General features: G+C 42.1%; 9 protein-coding genes and 1 tRNA gene. 1 reads left to right on the forward strand and 9 read right to left on the reverse strand.

What is annotated here, in order from left to right; translation table 11 throughout:
* Positions 1–3: 3 nt before the first annotated feature.
* The 8 genes from H6A27_RS02680 to rimP all read right to left on the reverse strand — a co-directional run bounded on the left by H6A27_RS02680 (position 4) and on the right by rimP (position 10,316).
* Positions 4–1,221 (reverse strand): aminotransferase class V-fold PLP-dependent enzyme, encoded by a 1,218-nt coding sequence (locus H6A27_RS02680; protein ID WP_204507569.1) that lies wholly within the window; start codon positions 1,219–1,221, stop codon positions 4–6.
* 9 nt (positions 1,222–1,230) lie between these two features.
* On the reverse strand, positions 1,231–2,577 hold the full coding sequence (gene sufD, locus H6A27_RS02685) for a Fe-S cluster assembly protein SufD (protein ID WP_204507570.1): 1,347 nt from the start codon (positions 2,575–2,577) through the stop codon (positions 1,231–1,233).
* A gap of 13 nt (positions 2,578–2,590) precedes the next feature.
* Positions 2,591–3,343, reverse strand: a complete 753-nt coding sequence (sufC, locus tag H6A27_RS02690) for a Fe-S cluster assembly ATPase SufC (RefSeq protein WP_204401586.1) — start codon at positions 3,341–3,343, stop codon at positions 2,591–2,593.
* A 124-nt stretch (positions 3,344–3,467) separates the two neighbouring features.
* Positions 3,468–4,919, reverse strand: a complete 1,452-nt coding sequence (sufB, locus tag H6A27_RS02695) for a Fe-S cluster assembly protein SufB (RefSeq protein WP_204507571.1) — start codon at positions 4,917–4,919, stop codon at positions 3,468–3,470.
* Positions 4,920–4,925: 6 nt separating this feature from the next.
* Positions 4,926–5,438 carry a CvpA family protein gene (locus tag H6A27_RS02700; RefSeq protein ID WP_204507589.1) on the reverse strand — a complete coding sequence of 171 codons (513 nt, stop codon included), beginning with the start codon at positions 5,436–5,438 and terminating at the stop codon, positions 4,926–4,928.
* Positions 5,439–5,569: 131 nt separating this feature from the next.
* The gene (gene infB / locus H6A27_RS02705) at positions 5,570–8,476 is read right to left on the reverse strand and encodes a translation initiation factor IF-2 (RefSeq protein WP_204507572.1); all 2,907 of its coding nucleotides are present in this window, start codon (positions 8,474–8,476) and stop codon (positions 5,570–5,572) included.
* A gap of 116 nt (positions 8,477–8,592) precedes the next feature.
* Positions 8,593–9,846: a transcription termination factor NusA gene (nusA, locus tag H6A27_RS02710; RefSeq protein ID WP_204401592.1), complete on the reverse strand. Its 1,254-nt coding sequence runs from the start codon at positions 9,844–9,846 to the stop codon at positions 8,593–8,595.
* A gap of 2 nt (positions 9,847–9,848) precedes the next feature.
* A complete protein-coding gene (gene rimP / locus H6A27_RS02715; protein WP_204401594.1) occupies positions 9,849–10,316 on the reverse strand; it encodes a ribosome assembly cofactor RimP in 468 nt (155 codons plus the stop codon).
* Positions 10,317–10,620: 304 nt separating this feature from the next.
* Between rimP and H6A27_RS02720 the strand changes: the two genes are divergently transcribed.
* Positions 10,621–10,693, forward strand: a tRNA-Phe gene (locus H6A27_RS02720).
* A gap of 190 nt (positions 10,694–10,883) precedes the next feature.
* On the opposite strand, the gene H6A27_RS02725 is transcribed toward H6A27_RS02720, so the two are convergent.
* On the reverse strand, positions 10,884–14,918 hold the full coding sequence (locus H6A27_RS02725; protein WP_204507573.1) for a hybrid sensor histidine kinase/response regulator transcription factor: 4,035 nt from the start codon (positions 14,916–14,918) through the stop codon (positions 10,884–10,886).
* Between the last annotated feature and the right edge of the window lie 63 nt (positions 14,919–14,981).

Below are 14,981 nucleotides of genomic sequence, written 5' to 3' on the forward strand. Positions count from 1 at the left end.
CTATCATCCGAACATCTTGCTCACCCTCTCAATACCGGCAATCAGAGCATCGATTTCTTCTTTAGTGTTGTACATACCGAATGAAGCTCGCACTGTTCCCTCTATTCCCAAACGGTGCATAAGAGGTTCGGCGCAGTGATGTCCGGTGCGGACTGCTATTCCGAGACGGTCAAGCAATGTTCCCATATCGAAATGGTGGATATCACCAACAAGGAATGAAATAACTCCTCCCTTATGTTCCGCCTCACCAAAGATACGCATACCCGGGATTTCTTTCATACGCTGCATAGCATACATGATAAGTTCATGTTCATGGGCAGCTATATTATCCATACCTATGGCAGAAACATAGTCCAATGCTTTTGCCATTGCAGTAGAACCTACATAATCAGGCGTTCCGGCTTCGAACTTGAAAGGCAGTTCGTTGAATGTCGTTCCTTCGAAACTTACATTCTTTATCATCTCTCCACCACCTTGATAAGGAGGCATCTTGTCAAGAAGATCTTCCTTGCCATAAAGTACTCCTATACCGGTAGGACCATAAATCTTATGTGCACTGAACACATAGAAATCGGCATCAATATCCTGTACATCCACCTTCGTATGTGGAATACCCTGTGCTCCGTCTATCAGCACCGGAACATTGTGGGCATGAGCTATTGACGCAATCTGCTTCACAGGATTTATTGTTCCGAGAACATTTGAAACATGGGCTACGGAAACAAGCTTTGTGCGCGGAGTGAACAGTTTTTCGTACTCATCAATCAGCAATTCGCCACGGTCATTCATAGGAATAACTTTCAGAACTATTCCTTTACGGAGTGCCTGAATCTGCCATGAGACGATGTTGCTGTGATGCTCCATTACCGAAACCATCACTTCATCTCCTTCCTTCATGAAGGCATCAGTGAAAGATGAAGCTACGAGATTTATACTCTCAGTTGTTCCTCGAGTAAAGATTATCTCTGACGTACTGCGCGCATTTATAAACTTACGCACAGTTTCGCGCGATGCCTCATGCAAATTTGTTGCCTGCTGTGAAAGGAAATGAACACCGCGGTGTACATTGGCATTTACAGAATAATACTCATCGACAATTGCATCTACCACACACTTTGGTTTCTGTGTGGTAGCTCCATTGTCCAAGTATATCAACGGCTTGCCATATACTGTTCTTGACAGTATCGGAAAGTCTTCTCTTATTTTCTGAATATCGTACATAATGTTTTTTTATTTTCCGCATATCGCACATCCCTGACACTTGTTCAGTTCGCCACGGAATCGTTTTTCTACAAGAAGATGAAGACGGTCTTTGAGAGCATCCATACGTATCTTGTCGATAACTTCATTGACGAATGCAAACATCAATAACAGACGTGCTTCCTTCAGACTGATACCACGCTGCTGCATGTAGAACAATGCGTTTTCGTCAAGCTGTCCTACGGTAGCTCCGTGAGAGCATTTCACATCGTCGGCATAAATCTCAAGCTGTGGCTGGGTAAACATGCGGGCTTCACGGGTTACACAGATATTGCTGTTTGTCTGCTGTGAGTTTGTGCGCTGGGCACCTTCACGTACAAGGACTTTACCGGCAAATGCACCTACAGCCTGATCATCAAGAACGTACTTAAAGAGTTCGGTACTTGTACAGTCAGATGCCTTATGGTCAATGAACGTGTTATTGTCCACCTGCTCGTTCTTATCAGCGATAGCCATTCCGCAGAGTGTGATTTCAGCGCCCTTGCCGGCAAGGGTTACTTCCGAAGTGTTGCGCGTAGTACCGTTATGGAGTGTCATGCCGTTAAGCAGGACATTGCTGTTTGCCTCCTGACGTACATACAGGTTGCTGAATCGTACTGTGGAATTATGTGTTTCCTCAAGTTCGTACAAATCGAAACAGGCATTCTCGCCTACAAAGATTTCCACTACCTGAGTAGAAAGGAAATTCACATCGTCCATAGCATGGTCGCATACCAGTAATTTGGCCTGTGCACCGTCTTCAAGGACTATAACCACACGGCGGTTCACCATGAAGTTTACATCGGCACGGAGAATATTGACCAACTGAATAGGTTTCTCCAATACTACATTCTTAGGTACATACATGAACACACCATCCTGTGCAAACATTGTATTGAATGCAGTTACACTGTCTTTTGATGTATCAGCCAACCGTGAATAGTATTTCTTCACAAGTACAGGATTTTCCTTTGCCACATCTTTCAGGCTTCCGAAGATAACTCCGGCTGGAAGCTGTGCGGCAGGATTGTCGTGTGTATCGAATGTATCGTTCACCACGAAATAAAGCGAGGTGCTCATGTTAGGGACATCGCACTTGAACACTTCATACGGATTTACCGGTATCTCCAGACGGTTCAGGTTCAATCCGTAGTCCGGCGCGAAGAACTTTGCGACATCCGTATATTTGTACTTCTCAACCTTCTGTGAAGGGAATCCATGAGCCTCGAAATCGGCAAATGCCTTGGCACGCGGAGCGTTGAGCACGTCTGCGCTGTGACGGCATATCATGGCTTCACACTGGGTGAAAAGGTCTATATATTGTTGTTCTGCTTTCATGTTATTTTTCTCTTTACTCTCCCAATTCTTTCTTAATCCAGTCATAACCCTTCTCTTCGAGCTCGAGTGCAAGTTCAGGACCTGCAGTCTTCACGATACGTCCTTTGTAAAGCACGTGTACGATGTCTGGTTTGATATAGTCCAACAGACGCTGGTAGTGAGTAATAACGATACAGCTTGTTTCAGGAGTCTTAAGTTTGTTTACACCTTCGGCAACGATACGCAAAGCGTCGATGTCAAGTCCTGAGTCTGTTTCGTCAAGGATGCTCAACTTCGGTTCGAGCATCGCCATCTGGAAAATCTCGTTACGCTTCTTCTCGCCGCCGGAGAAACCTTCGTTTACAGAGCGGTTGGCAAGCTTGCTGTCCAATTCCACAATTTCGCGTTTCTGTCTCATCAGCTTAAGGAATTCACTGGCAGAAAGTGCAGGCAGGCCCTTATATTTACGCTGCTCATTAACCGCGGCACGCATGAAATTAACCATGCTTACACCCGGAATTTCTACCGGATACTGGAATGAAAGGAACAATCCTTCGTGGCTGCGGTCTTCAGGTTTAAGACTAAGCAGGTCTTTACCTAAGAATGTAACAGAACCTTTTGTAACCTCGTATGCGGGATGTCCTACAAGCACATTGCTCAATGTACTTTTACCGGAACCGTTGGGACCCATGATGGCATGAACTTCACCCGGCTTTACAGTCAGGTTAATACCTTTCAATATCTCTTTGCCATTGATATTGGCATGCAAGTCTTTTATCTCTAACATATTTTTGTAAGTTTGTTAGTTTTTAAGTTTGTTAGTTTGTTAGTTAGTGAGTTTTGTTAGTTAGTGAGTTCATCTACGTTATCATAAACAAACTTAAGAACTAAAGGACTCAAAAACTCAAAAATTATCCCACACTTCCTTCGAGTGACACTGACAGAAGTTTCTGAGCTTCTACAGCAAACTCCATAGGAAGTTTGTTTATAACTTCTTTAGCGTATCCGTTCACAATAAGTCCTATGGCATCCTCGGTGTTAATGCCTCGCTGGTTGCAATAGAACAACTGGTCTTCAGAAATCTTGGATGTAGTGGCTTCATGCTCTACCACTGCTGTTTCGTTGTGGATATCCATATATGGGAATGTATGGGCACCACAATTGCTACCTAACAACAATGAGTCACACTGGCTATAGTTACGCGCATTGTCCGCCCTTTCCGCCACACGTACAAGACCGCGGTATGAATTCTGGCTCTTACCGGCGCTTATGCCCTTGCTCACGATGGTCGAGCGTGTGTTCTTGCCGAGGTGTATCATTTTGGTACCTGTATCCGCCTGCTGGTAATTGTTCGTAACGGCCACGGAGTAGAACTCAGCCGTAGAGTTGTCGCCGGCAAGGATACAGCTCGGATATTTCCATGTAATGGCAGAGCCGGTTTCCACCTGAGTCCACGAGAGCTTGCTGTCGTTACCCTTACAGATGCCGCGCTTGGTCACGAAGTTATAGACTCCACCCTTTCCTTCGGCATCACCCGGATACCAGTTCTGCACTGTAGAGTACTTCACCTCGGCACGTTCCAGAACCACAATCTCGACAATGGCGGCGTGCAACTGATTCTCGTCACGCATAGGAGCCGTACAGCCTTCGAGGTAGGAGACATAGCTGTCATCGTCGGCAACAATCAGTGTTCTTTCGAACTGGCCGGTATTTGCCGCATTGATACGGAAATATGTCGATAGCTCCATAGGGCAGCGCACACCCTTAGGTATATACACGAAAGAGCCGTCGCTGAACACTGCGGAATTAAGCGCCGCAAAGAAATTGTCACAATAGCCCACCACAGAGCCAAGGTACTTCCTTACCAAATCAGGATGCTCCCTCACAGCCTCGCTCATGGAGCAGAAGATGATACCCTTCTCCATAAGTGTTTCCTTGAACGTGGTCTTGACAGACACGGAGTCCATCACGGCATCCACCGCCATGCCGCTAAGCGCCATCTGTTCTTCCAGCGGAATGCCGAGCTTATTGAATGTTTTCAGGAGTTCAGGATCGACTTCATCCATAGATTTCGGCCCTTCTTTCTTTTTCGTAGGGTCGGCATAATACGATATTGCCTGATAATCTATCTCAGGGATGTTAAGATGAGCCCATGTCGGCATATCAAGCGTCAGCCAGTGACGATAAGCCTTGAGACGAAATTCAAGAAGCCATTCAGGCTCGCCTTTCTTTTCAGAAATCAACCTGACGACATCCTCATTAAGTCCCTTTTCTATTATATCTGTATGAACATCAGTAGTGAAACCGTATTTATATTTCTCCTGCGTCAGTTCCTTCACATACTTATTAGGTTCTTCTTGCATAGGTTATTATATTATATCCGTTTCTATAATCTCATTTGTCACATTTTTTATGGCCGGAATAAAGAGCCCGGAAAGCTCCCTCACCGGATAATATAACAAAGAAGACTGCTTAACGGTTCGATTTATCAATTCATCTTTACTGTCGATATATTCCAGAAGACTTATCGCAAGACTTACGATTAAAGCGTATTTCAACGCTCCGAGCAAAGCCCCGAGCAGCCTGTTGACTATACCAAGATGCACAATCTCCAACGCTTTGGTCAGCATGGAAGCCAGCAGTAAAAAAACTATCGGAACGAGTATCCATATCATGAAAAAAGCTATGACCTGAGCCACAGAAACGGAAGTACCGAGTCCTACGGCAAGCTTTTCTCCCAACTGCGAGAACAATGCGCGCGCCAGCAACAGTCCTGCCACCAATCCTACGATGGCGGCAGCCTGTTTTATAGCACCTTTCATGAACCCCAATACAACTCCGATGGCTATAATGGCAATAATAATCCAATCCAAAACGCTCAATTGCAAAGATAAAGCCTCAAGAATCATAAATATATTTAATTGACAAGTTGACAAGGTTTCATCCGGATGGAGAGCCTTGTCAACTTGTAACTAAAGCCTTATCATCTGAAAAGAAGCCTTATCAACTGTAATTATAGTGTCTGTTTTACTTCTACTTCCTCGTAAGTCTCGATAACGTCGCCCACTTTAATGTCATTACAGTTTGTGAGGCTGATACCGCACTCGAAGTTAGTACCAACTTCCTTCACGTCGTCCTTGAAGCGTTTCAAGGCATTGATGGCACCGGTAAATACTACGATACCGTCGCGGATAAGGCGAGCCTTGTCTGTACGCTTAACCTTACCGGTCTTAACCATAGCTCCGGCAACCTGTCCGACCTTGCTGATATTGAACACTTCGCGAACCTCGATAGTAGCAGTTACCTGTTCTTTCAATGTAGGAGCAAGCATACCTTCCATTGCGGCCTTGACTTCTTCAATGGCATCGTAAATGATAGAATACTTACGAATATCCACACCTTCCTGTTCCGCAAGTTTTGCGGCACTGCTTGAAGGACGTACCTGGAAACCGACAATGATAGCATCGGAAGCGGCAGCCAACGATACGTCTGATTCTGATATCTGACCTACACCCTTATGTATGACATTGACCTGAATCTGTTCAGTTGAAAGCTTGATAAGCGAATCGCTCAATGCTTCTACAGAACCGTCCACGTCACCCTTGACGATGATGTTAAGTTCGTGGAAGTCACCCAACGCAAGACGGCGTCCAACCTCGTCAAGAGTAAGCATCTTCTGAGTACGCAATCCCTGTTCGCGGGCAAGCTGTTCACGCTTGTTGGCTATCTCGCGAGCTTCCTGGTCTGTATCGAACACATGGAACGTATCGCCTGCTGCAGGAGCACCGTTAAGACCGAGTATCAAAACAGGTTCTGCAGGACCTGCTTCTTTCATACGCTGGTTACGTTCGTTGAACATGGCTTTAACCTTACCGTACGAAGTACCTGCCAATACGATATCACCAACATGCAATGTACCGTTTGAGACAAGTACAGTAGCCACATATCCGCGTCCCTTGTCCAAAGACGATTCAATGATTGAACCTGTTGCTTTACGATTTGGATTTGCCTTAAGGTCAAGCATTTCTGCTTCAAGCAATACTTTTTCCAACAGGTCGTTAACACCAAGTCCTGTCTTGGCAGAAATATCCTGTGACTGGTACTTACCACCCCACTCTTCTACAAGGAAGTTCATGGCAGCAAGTTCTTCTTTAATCTTGTCAGGATTAGCATTAGGCTTATCAACCTTATTGATTGCGAATACGATAGGTACTCCGGCAGCCATAGCATGGTTGATAGCTTCCTTAGTCTGAGGCATCACGTTATCATCGGCAGCTACAATGATGATTACCACGTCAGTGACCTTAGCTCCACGGGCACGCATCGCTGTAAACGCCTCATGACCCGGAGTATCGAGGAATGTGATACGACGACCGTCGTCCAATTTCACATTGTATGCACCGATGTGCTGAGTGATACCACCGGCCTCACCGGCAATAACGTTTGCTTTACGTATATAGTCAAGCAATGAAGTCTTACCGTGGTCAACGTGTCCCATCACAGTAACAATCGGAGCACGTGGTTCAAGATCTTCTTCCGCATCGGCTTCTTCTTCAATAGCCTGTGCGACTTCCGCGCTGACGTATTCAGTCTTGTAGCCGAACTCTTCCGCCACAAGGTTAATGGTCTCCGCGTCAAGGCGCTGGTTAATGGACACCATTATGCCGACACTCATACATGTAGAAATAACCTGAGTGACAGAAATATCCATCATGTTTGCCAGCTCATTGGCAGTAACGAATTCCGTGAGCTTTAGCACCTTGCTTTCTTCCATTTCCAGTTCTTCCTGCTCCAGCTGGCGGTTCTGTATGTTCTCACGTTTCTCCTTACGGTATTTGGCAGCCTTGTTCTTTCCCTTGTTGGTCAGACGAGCGAGAGTTTCCTTAATCTGTTTTGCCACATCCTCGTCGCTCACCTCCTGCTTCACCACAGGCTTCTTGAATTTTTCCTTGCCGGCATTCTTTCCGCCTCCCTGGTTCTTGCCCGGCTTCTCGTTTTTCGCGCCTCCGGCATGAGTCTGTGCGGGCTGCGGATTATAAATATCCACCCGCTCTTTATTTATCCTGTTACGTTTTTTCTTCTTTGACACGTCATCCTGTCCGCCCTTGTCAGCCTTATCATCGCTCTTGCGTATTTCCTTGATGATGGCGTCTTTCATCAGCTTGCGCTGTTCCTGGCGCATCTTGTCCTTTTCTTCCCTTTCCTTACGCTTTTCTTCCTTCGATTTTTTCTTTGGGCGTGTCGATTGGTTGAGCGCTGCCAGGTCAATCTGGCCAACGACATTGATTTTCGATTTGAACTCTGTCGGACGGATTTTAAAGACACCGTCGTCATTCACTTTGTTTTCAGCTTCTTCTTTTTTTTCTTCCATCGGCTCATTTATAACTTCGTCTGCTTTTGCATCCGTATGTTTGGTTTCTCTATCTTCAATTATTACAGGCTCCTGTTCCCGTGGCAACTCTTCGTTTGGCACTTCGGTAGCAGGTTCAGCCTTGACATCTTCTGTCAACTTAGTTTCAGCCTCCACACGCGCGTCATTTTCTTTCTTATATTCAGCTGTCGAAGGCTTGCTCTTCTTTCTGTTCAGGCTGTCCAAATCAATCTTGCCGACAGGCTTGAATTTCTGGCGCGCCTCTTCCGGGGCCGCGGTCTCCTTCTTCACGACATCTCCCGCAATGTCGTCTATAGAAACCGAAGCCTTGTTCTTTTCCTTATTCTGGCGTTCTTGAATAATCTTTTCCGATTTTATCTTCAGGTCCTTGTCTTTATTGAATTCCTTAACCAGTTCCGCATATTGTTCCTCTGTTATTTTAGTATTAGGATTGGCTTCCACGCTGTATCCTTTTTTCTGCAAGAAGTCAACAGCGGTCGCTATCCCCACATTCAGGTCTCTTGCTACTTTATTAAGTCTTATCGTCATAATATCCAATTAACAATTAAAAATCAACAATTAAAAAATAGGGCAGAACCGGCATTCAATAAAATAAAGAATGAACAGCCGGCACCCTGCACATTCTTTATTCATACTATAAACGATTATTCAAATTCCGCCTTCAGGATACGCAACACGTCGTCCACTGTATTTTCCTCAAGGTCGGCCTTTTCTATAAGCATTTCCCTTGGAGCGTTGAGCACACCTCTCGCGGTGTCTATGCCTATGCCCTTTATGGCATTGATCACCCACTCGTCAATCTCGTCCTTGAACTCGTCAAGGTAGATGTCATCCTCCACGGCGTTTTCGTCAAGCTCGCGATATACGTCTATCGTATATTCTGTAAGCATACTGGCAAGCTTTATGTTCATACCTCCCTTACCAATGGCAAGCGACACCTCTTCAGGTTTCAGATACACCTCCGCCCTCTTCTCCTGCTCGTGCATTACTATGGACGATATTTTGGCGGGGCTCAATGCCCTCTGGATGAAGAGCTGTATGTTCGATGTATAGTTTATCACGTCAATATTCTCGTTACGCAACTCGCGTACTATGCCGTGAATTCTCGAGCCTTTCACTCCCACGCATGCTCCCACAGGATCAATTCTGTCGTCGTACGACTCTACGGCAATCTTCGCTCTCTCGCCCGGAATGCGCGCAATCTTCTTTATGGTGATTATTCCGTCGGCTATCTCCGGAACCTCCTGTTCGAACAGTCTCTGCAGGAATACCGGCGATGTGCGGCTCAGTATAATCTTCGGATTGTTGTTTCTATTGTCAACCCTTGCCACTACAGCACGCGCTGTCTCGCCTTTACGATAGAAGTCGCCCGGAATCTGTTCGGTTTTAGGCAACAAAAGCTCATTGCCTTCATCGTCAAGCATCAGAATTTCCTTCTTCCATATCTGATAAACTTCAGCACTGACAACTTTCCCCACCTGTTCGATGTATTTGTTATACAAGCTGTCTTTCTCCAATTCAAGAATTTTCGAAGCCAAGGTCTGTCTCAAGTTCAAGATAGCCCTTCGTCCGAACTTTTCAAAGATAACCTCATCCGTCACCTCCTCGCCCACTTCGTATGAAGCGTCAATTTTTCTTGCCTCGGTAAGTGAAATTTGCCTGTTAGGGTTATTGAAATCCTCGTCGGCCACCACCTCACGGTTACGCCATATTTCAAAATCTCCCTTATCAGGGTTAACTATAACATCGTAATTCTCATCCGAGCCGAACATCTTGGCAATAACACTGCGGAATGATTCTTCCAAAACTCCCACCATAGTGGTGCGGTCAATGTTCTTCAGCTCCTTGAACTCCGAAAAGGTGTCAATCAAGCTTACAGTTTCGTCTTTTTTGGCCATAATTATTTGAAGCTAATTAAATATTTTGTGTATTTTATTTCATCATAAGTAAATGTAAGCAACTGTTCCACTAATTTAGGACGTTTGCTGCCTTCCGGTTTAATCTTAGTCTGCACAGTAAGTGTAAATTGCTTATCATCGACATCTGTCAGTACACCTCTGTATTTTTTACCGTCATTAGCCAACACCTCAACTTCTTTTCCTATGTGTATAACATATTGCTGCAACACTTTGAAAGGCTGACCTATACCGGCAGAACCCACTTCCAGCTCATAGTCTTCATCGTCTCTACTGAGTTGGGACTCGATGTATTTGCTTAGTTCTACACAATCGTCAATCCATACACCTTCCGCATGGTCAATTTCCACTACAATCTTGTCGTCAGGGCTAACTGTTACATCCACCAGAAAATAATCCTTATCTTCCAGCCACTTCGATACAATACCGGTTACTACGTTTTTATCTATCATTGGTAAAATTTTAAGAACAAAAAAGAGGAGCTTGATTGCCCCTCCACTTCTCATCCATATCGAACGCAAAGATACAAATATTATATTGTACTACAAAATATTAATACTTTTTTTATTCATTTATGAGGTCTTTACCACTTATATTCACTAAAAAAACAGACTACAAATATTCTTCAAAAGCGCTTCGGAATATGCATGATTTTACTCCAAATGAAAAAAAACGTCCAAAACGAACATTTTTTCGAGAAAAAGTTTGCAGATATAAATAAAATGCATACCTTTGCAACCGCAAACGAGAAACAATGGTGCCATAGCTCAGTTGGTAGAGCAAAGGACTGAAAATCCTTGTGTCCCCGGTTCGATTCCTGGTGGCACCACTTTTACAAAACGAAAAATCATGAAAACCGCTGAAATACAGTTATTTCAGCGGTTTTTTCTTTATGTGCTGTCCGCAAAAATATGCAAGGAATCATGGGATTAATGTAATCATTACCCGACACGAATAACAAACCGCAACTTTTGCGGTTAATTACCCGAATCAGGCAATGACTGATTATAAAAAAATTCCTACGATTGCATTTGATTATGCAACTCAGCATATTTGCTTGGCGAAACGCCATACAGCTCTTTAAACGCATTGGAAAAATAAGTAGCGTTACTGAAACCTACTGCCATTGCTATTTCGGAGACATTGTAATTTTTCTCAGAAGTAAGCATAGTTGCAGCCTGTTTTAGACGTATGTTACGTATAAAATCACGTGTTGACTGATTGGTCAATTCCTTCAACTTACGATACAGATGCACTCTGCTTATTCCTACTTGAGAAGCAATCATCTCTACATTTAGTTCCGGATTGCTTATGTTGTCAGTAATGGCCTTCATCACTTTTTTCATAAGCTTGTCATCAGCAGACTCAGGCATCGGGCAAACTACATTTGAAGCCTGTTCCTGATTGCCACTATAATTGTTTCTCAGGACTTCACGGTTTTTTAGAAGATTCTCTATTGTAATCTTCACAATATCAATATTAAAAGGTTTTGTCAAATAGGCATCAGCTCCAAATGACAGTCCCTCTATATTATCAGTCTCAGTATTTTTTGCTGTCAGCAACACAACCGGAATATGATTAGTGTTGATATTTTGCTTTATTTTTCTCAACAGACTCATGCCATCCATTTCGGGCATCATTATATCCGACAGAACAATATCAGCCGAAGCGGACATTATGATATCCAAAGCCTGCTTACCGTTAGAACATGCAATGGTTTTGTACATACCACCGAGTTCGGCCAACAAATAGTTCCTTACTTCGTCATCATCATCAACAACAAGTACTGTATATTTCTTCCTTACGTTTTTCTTAACCGTTTTTTCTTTTGTCTCTTCAGTTACATATTTTATGTCATCAGAGACTTTATGAGCCTGTACCGCCGCATGAATATATTTTTCTTCCTCTTTCAAATGAGAGTTACCCAATGGAATACGGATTATAAAGTGACATCCTGGCTTACCTACATTGTTAGCCACAGATATAGTGCCATAATGTAGTTTCACCAATGACATTGTCAGATGCAATCCAATGCCAGTTCCGCGCGTATAAGTCTCATCGTCAGTAATCTGATAAAATCTCTCAAAGATATGTTCTATCTCTGATTCTTTTATTCCAGTGCCATTATCCTCAATCTTTATCTCGACATAGTTATTCAACGGATAAGGAATACTGTTGTCTGTTCCCGACTTAACGTATATATTAATCTCACCACATTCAGGAATATGCTTGAACGAATTTGACAACATATTAAATATAATTTTATCAAAGTTGTTAGGATCCAACCATACATAAAGTCTTTCCATTTCGGAAACTACATTCACTTTTACTCCTTTACTGTCGGCCTGATAAGCGAAAAGATCTTTCAAGTCCTTGATAAAACTTATGACTTCCACCTCAGAGAATCTCAATTTCATCTGCTGCTTGTCAATCTTGCGGATATCCATCAGCTGATTGATAAGATTCAATATGCGTTCGGCATTTCTTTCTATCAAAGAATAGTTTTTCTGCCTTTCAGAGTCATTGTCTGTTGATATAAGTTTATGAAGAGGACTTAATATCAACGACATAGGAGTACGTATCTCGTGCGAGATGTTAATAAAGAACTGCAATTTTGCTTCATTGGCTTCTTCCTGCATCTTATGCTTCAACATTTCCTGCCTTGCAAGATACTTAAGTTTTACCTGATACAAGACAAAAGCTATTATAGACAATATTAAAATAATATATATAATCTGAGCCGGTAGTGTCAGATACCAGACAGGATGTATGTTAATATAAAGTGTTCTAACTGAGGAAGAGGCTGAAGCGTTTTTGCACCTGACCATGAATTTATATTTTCCTACAGGAAGATTGCTGAAATAGACTCTTGATACACCTTGCTGCACACTGTTCCATACCCCGTTGTTAATAGAATACTCAAAATCGTGCGAGATACTATAATTATCGGTAGCAAACTCAATGGCAAAATAATTGTCACTATGTGTAAGATTAATTTCTTTAGCCTTAGATATTTCATTATCCAGGACATTATAATGACCGGACATTGTTGATTGGTTCACCGCTTCATTATGCAAATAAAAAGCTGTAATTCTTACATTACAATTCATCGGTTCAAACTTAATCTTGTCCGGATTAAAATACACAATTCCGCTTGTTCCACCAAAATATAAGTTTCCCTGTTCATCCTTATATGATGCTCCCATTGAAAATTCATTATTATAAAATCCGCCTGAAGCACTGAATGATACAAATTTATGAGTTGTTTCATCAAACTTGACAATACCCATGCTTGTACTTACCCAAACATTACCAGAATCATCAAGTATTACAGATGCTATATTATTGCTCGGAAGTCCATCTGCCACATCATATTCATCCAAAAGAGACTCCAATTTATTATTGAATACTTTCAAACCATCCATTGTACCAACCCAGATATTTCCTTTAATATCCTGGTTGATTGAAGTAATTGTACCTCCTTTTGAAATCGGTGTAGTCTTAATATATTTACCAGTACTGACATCCAAACATCTTACATCATCCACAGTACAGATATACAGTACATTGTCATCACGGCTGTAATATAAAGAATTTATCCATTTATTAAGACTTTCATTCAAATTTGTATCATATAAATGTTCGGAAATAATATTCGGAGCGGACAAATCGATATAGAACAATCCACTCCCCATTGTACCAATCCATAATCTTCTTTCATTATCTTCCGTGATGGAATATACCCTATCAACATTATAGAAACCATTTTTCTCAAAAGATACATGATTGAATCGCTGATTATCCTTATCAAGATATGAGAGACCGTTAAGGTATGATCCAATCCAAATCCTGTTGTCAGAGTCTCTATATACACACATCACTGTATTAGGAACGTTAGACGACATCGAGCGTGGAGAGAAATGCCTGATAAGATTAAATTCGTTATCCAACAAGTAAAGCCCGTCATTGTCTGTACCTATCAGATAATCGCCATTTTCATTGCATTCAATTGCTGTTACTGATTTATCACCTATGTTATTTTTCCGAATAGAACGATATCCTATATAATTGAACTCATCAGTCTTGAAAGGTACAAATGCCACCCCTTTCTGATATATTCCTATCCACAAATTCCCATAATTATCTGTAATTATGGAATGTATCTTTGATTCGGCGAGGTTTGTGTCGCTAATTAGAATCTCGGCTTTTGATATTTCTTTTGTCTTAATATTGTAAGATACTATTCCATCTCCATCAGTTCCTATCAGGAGTGCATCTCCTCGCTGTATCATGGATGTTACAGGACTGAACGCTGAATATATTTTATTGAACTTATTATTCTGTTTGTCATAAACATAAGCGCCATCCGTCAGCAATGACACATAAATATTTCCATAATTGTCCTTCACGCAAAGATTAACAGGTGATAACGCAGGATTTGCCTTATCTTTAAAAAAGATGCATTCGTTTCCATCTTTTTTCCTCATAATCAAGCCGTGACTTTCGGTAGCTATCCATAAATTACCTTCGTTATCATCAATCATACTATTGACGTTAAAGCCATTATAATCATTATCCAACGTTTCTATAATGGCATTACCGTCCGAATCAAACTTCAGGCTTTTAATTCCATATCCGCTTGTACCTATAAGTAACGATTTATCATAACCACCAAATATACATTTATTATTATATCTGCTATCGGATAAGGCTAAGGTCTTGAATTTGTCTGTAGCATAGTCATAAGTCTGTAAGCCTTTATTGGATAATACAAATATATGTCCAACAGAGTCTTCATATACAGAAGATACATTATTACTCAACAATGTAGTGGAATCATTCTTAAGAGGTTTATATTTTACCACTTTTGCGCCGTCATATCTATTAAGGCCATCTCTGGTAGATATCCAGATATATCCTCTGGAATCCTGATAAATATTATTGATCAGACTACTTGACAGACCGTCACCAATAGTAAAAAGTCTGCTATACTGGGCATGACATGGCATTAGGAAAGTGCCAATAAAAAACAAAATATATAATATGTACTTCATTTTATAGACTCAAGCAAGATTATTCAATATAATTCTCGACACAAAGATACAATTAATATTTTA

Origin of the sequence: Bacteroides caecigallinarum (assembly GCF_016902295.1) — a bacterium.
GTDB lineage: Bacteria > Bacteroidota > Bacteroidia > Bacteroidales > Bacteroidaceae > Phocaeicola > Phocaeicola caecigallinarum_A.

Excerpts from the sequence above, each read along its gene's own strand:
- H6A27_RS02680 (WP_204507569.1), bottom strand. The coding sequence starts at position 1,221 with ATGTACGATATTCAGAAAATAAGAGAAGACTTTCCGATACTGTCAAGA.
- sufD (WP_204507570.1), bottom strand. The coding sequence starts at position 2,577 with ATGAAAGCAGAACAACAATATATAGACCTTTTCACCCAGTGTGAAGCC.
- sufC (WP_204401586.1), bottom strand. The coding sequence starts at position 3,343 with ATGTTAGAGATAAAAGACTTGCATGCCAATATCAATGGCAAAGAGATA.
- sufB (WP_204507571.1), bottom strand. The coding sequence starts at position 4,919 with ATGCAAGAAGAACCTAATAAGTATGTGAAGGAACTGACGCAGGAGAAA.
- infB (WP_204507572.1), bottom strand. The coding sequence starts at position 8,476 with ATGACGATAAGACTTAATAAAGTAGCAAGAGACCTGAATGTGGGGATA.
- nusA (WP_204401592.1), bottom strand. The coding sequence starts at position 9,846 with ATGGCCAAAAAAGACGAAACTGTAAGCTTGATTGACACCTTTTCGGAG.
- rimP (WP_204401594.1), bottom strand. The coding sequence starts at position 10,316 with ATGATAGATAAAAACGTAGTAACCGGTATTGTATCGAAGTGGCTGGAA.
- H6A27_RS02725 (WP_204507573.1), bottom strand. The coding sequence starts at position 14,918 with ATGAAGTACATATTATATATTTTGTTTTTTATTGGCACTTTCCTAATG.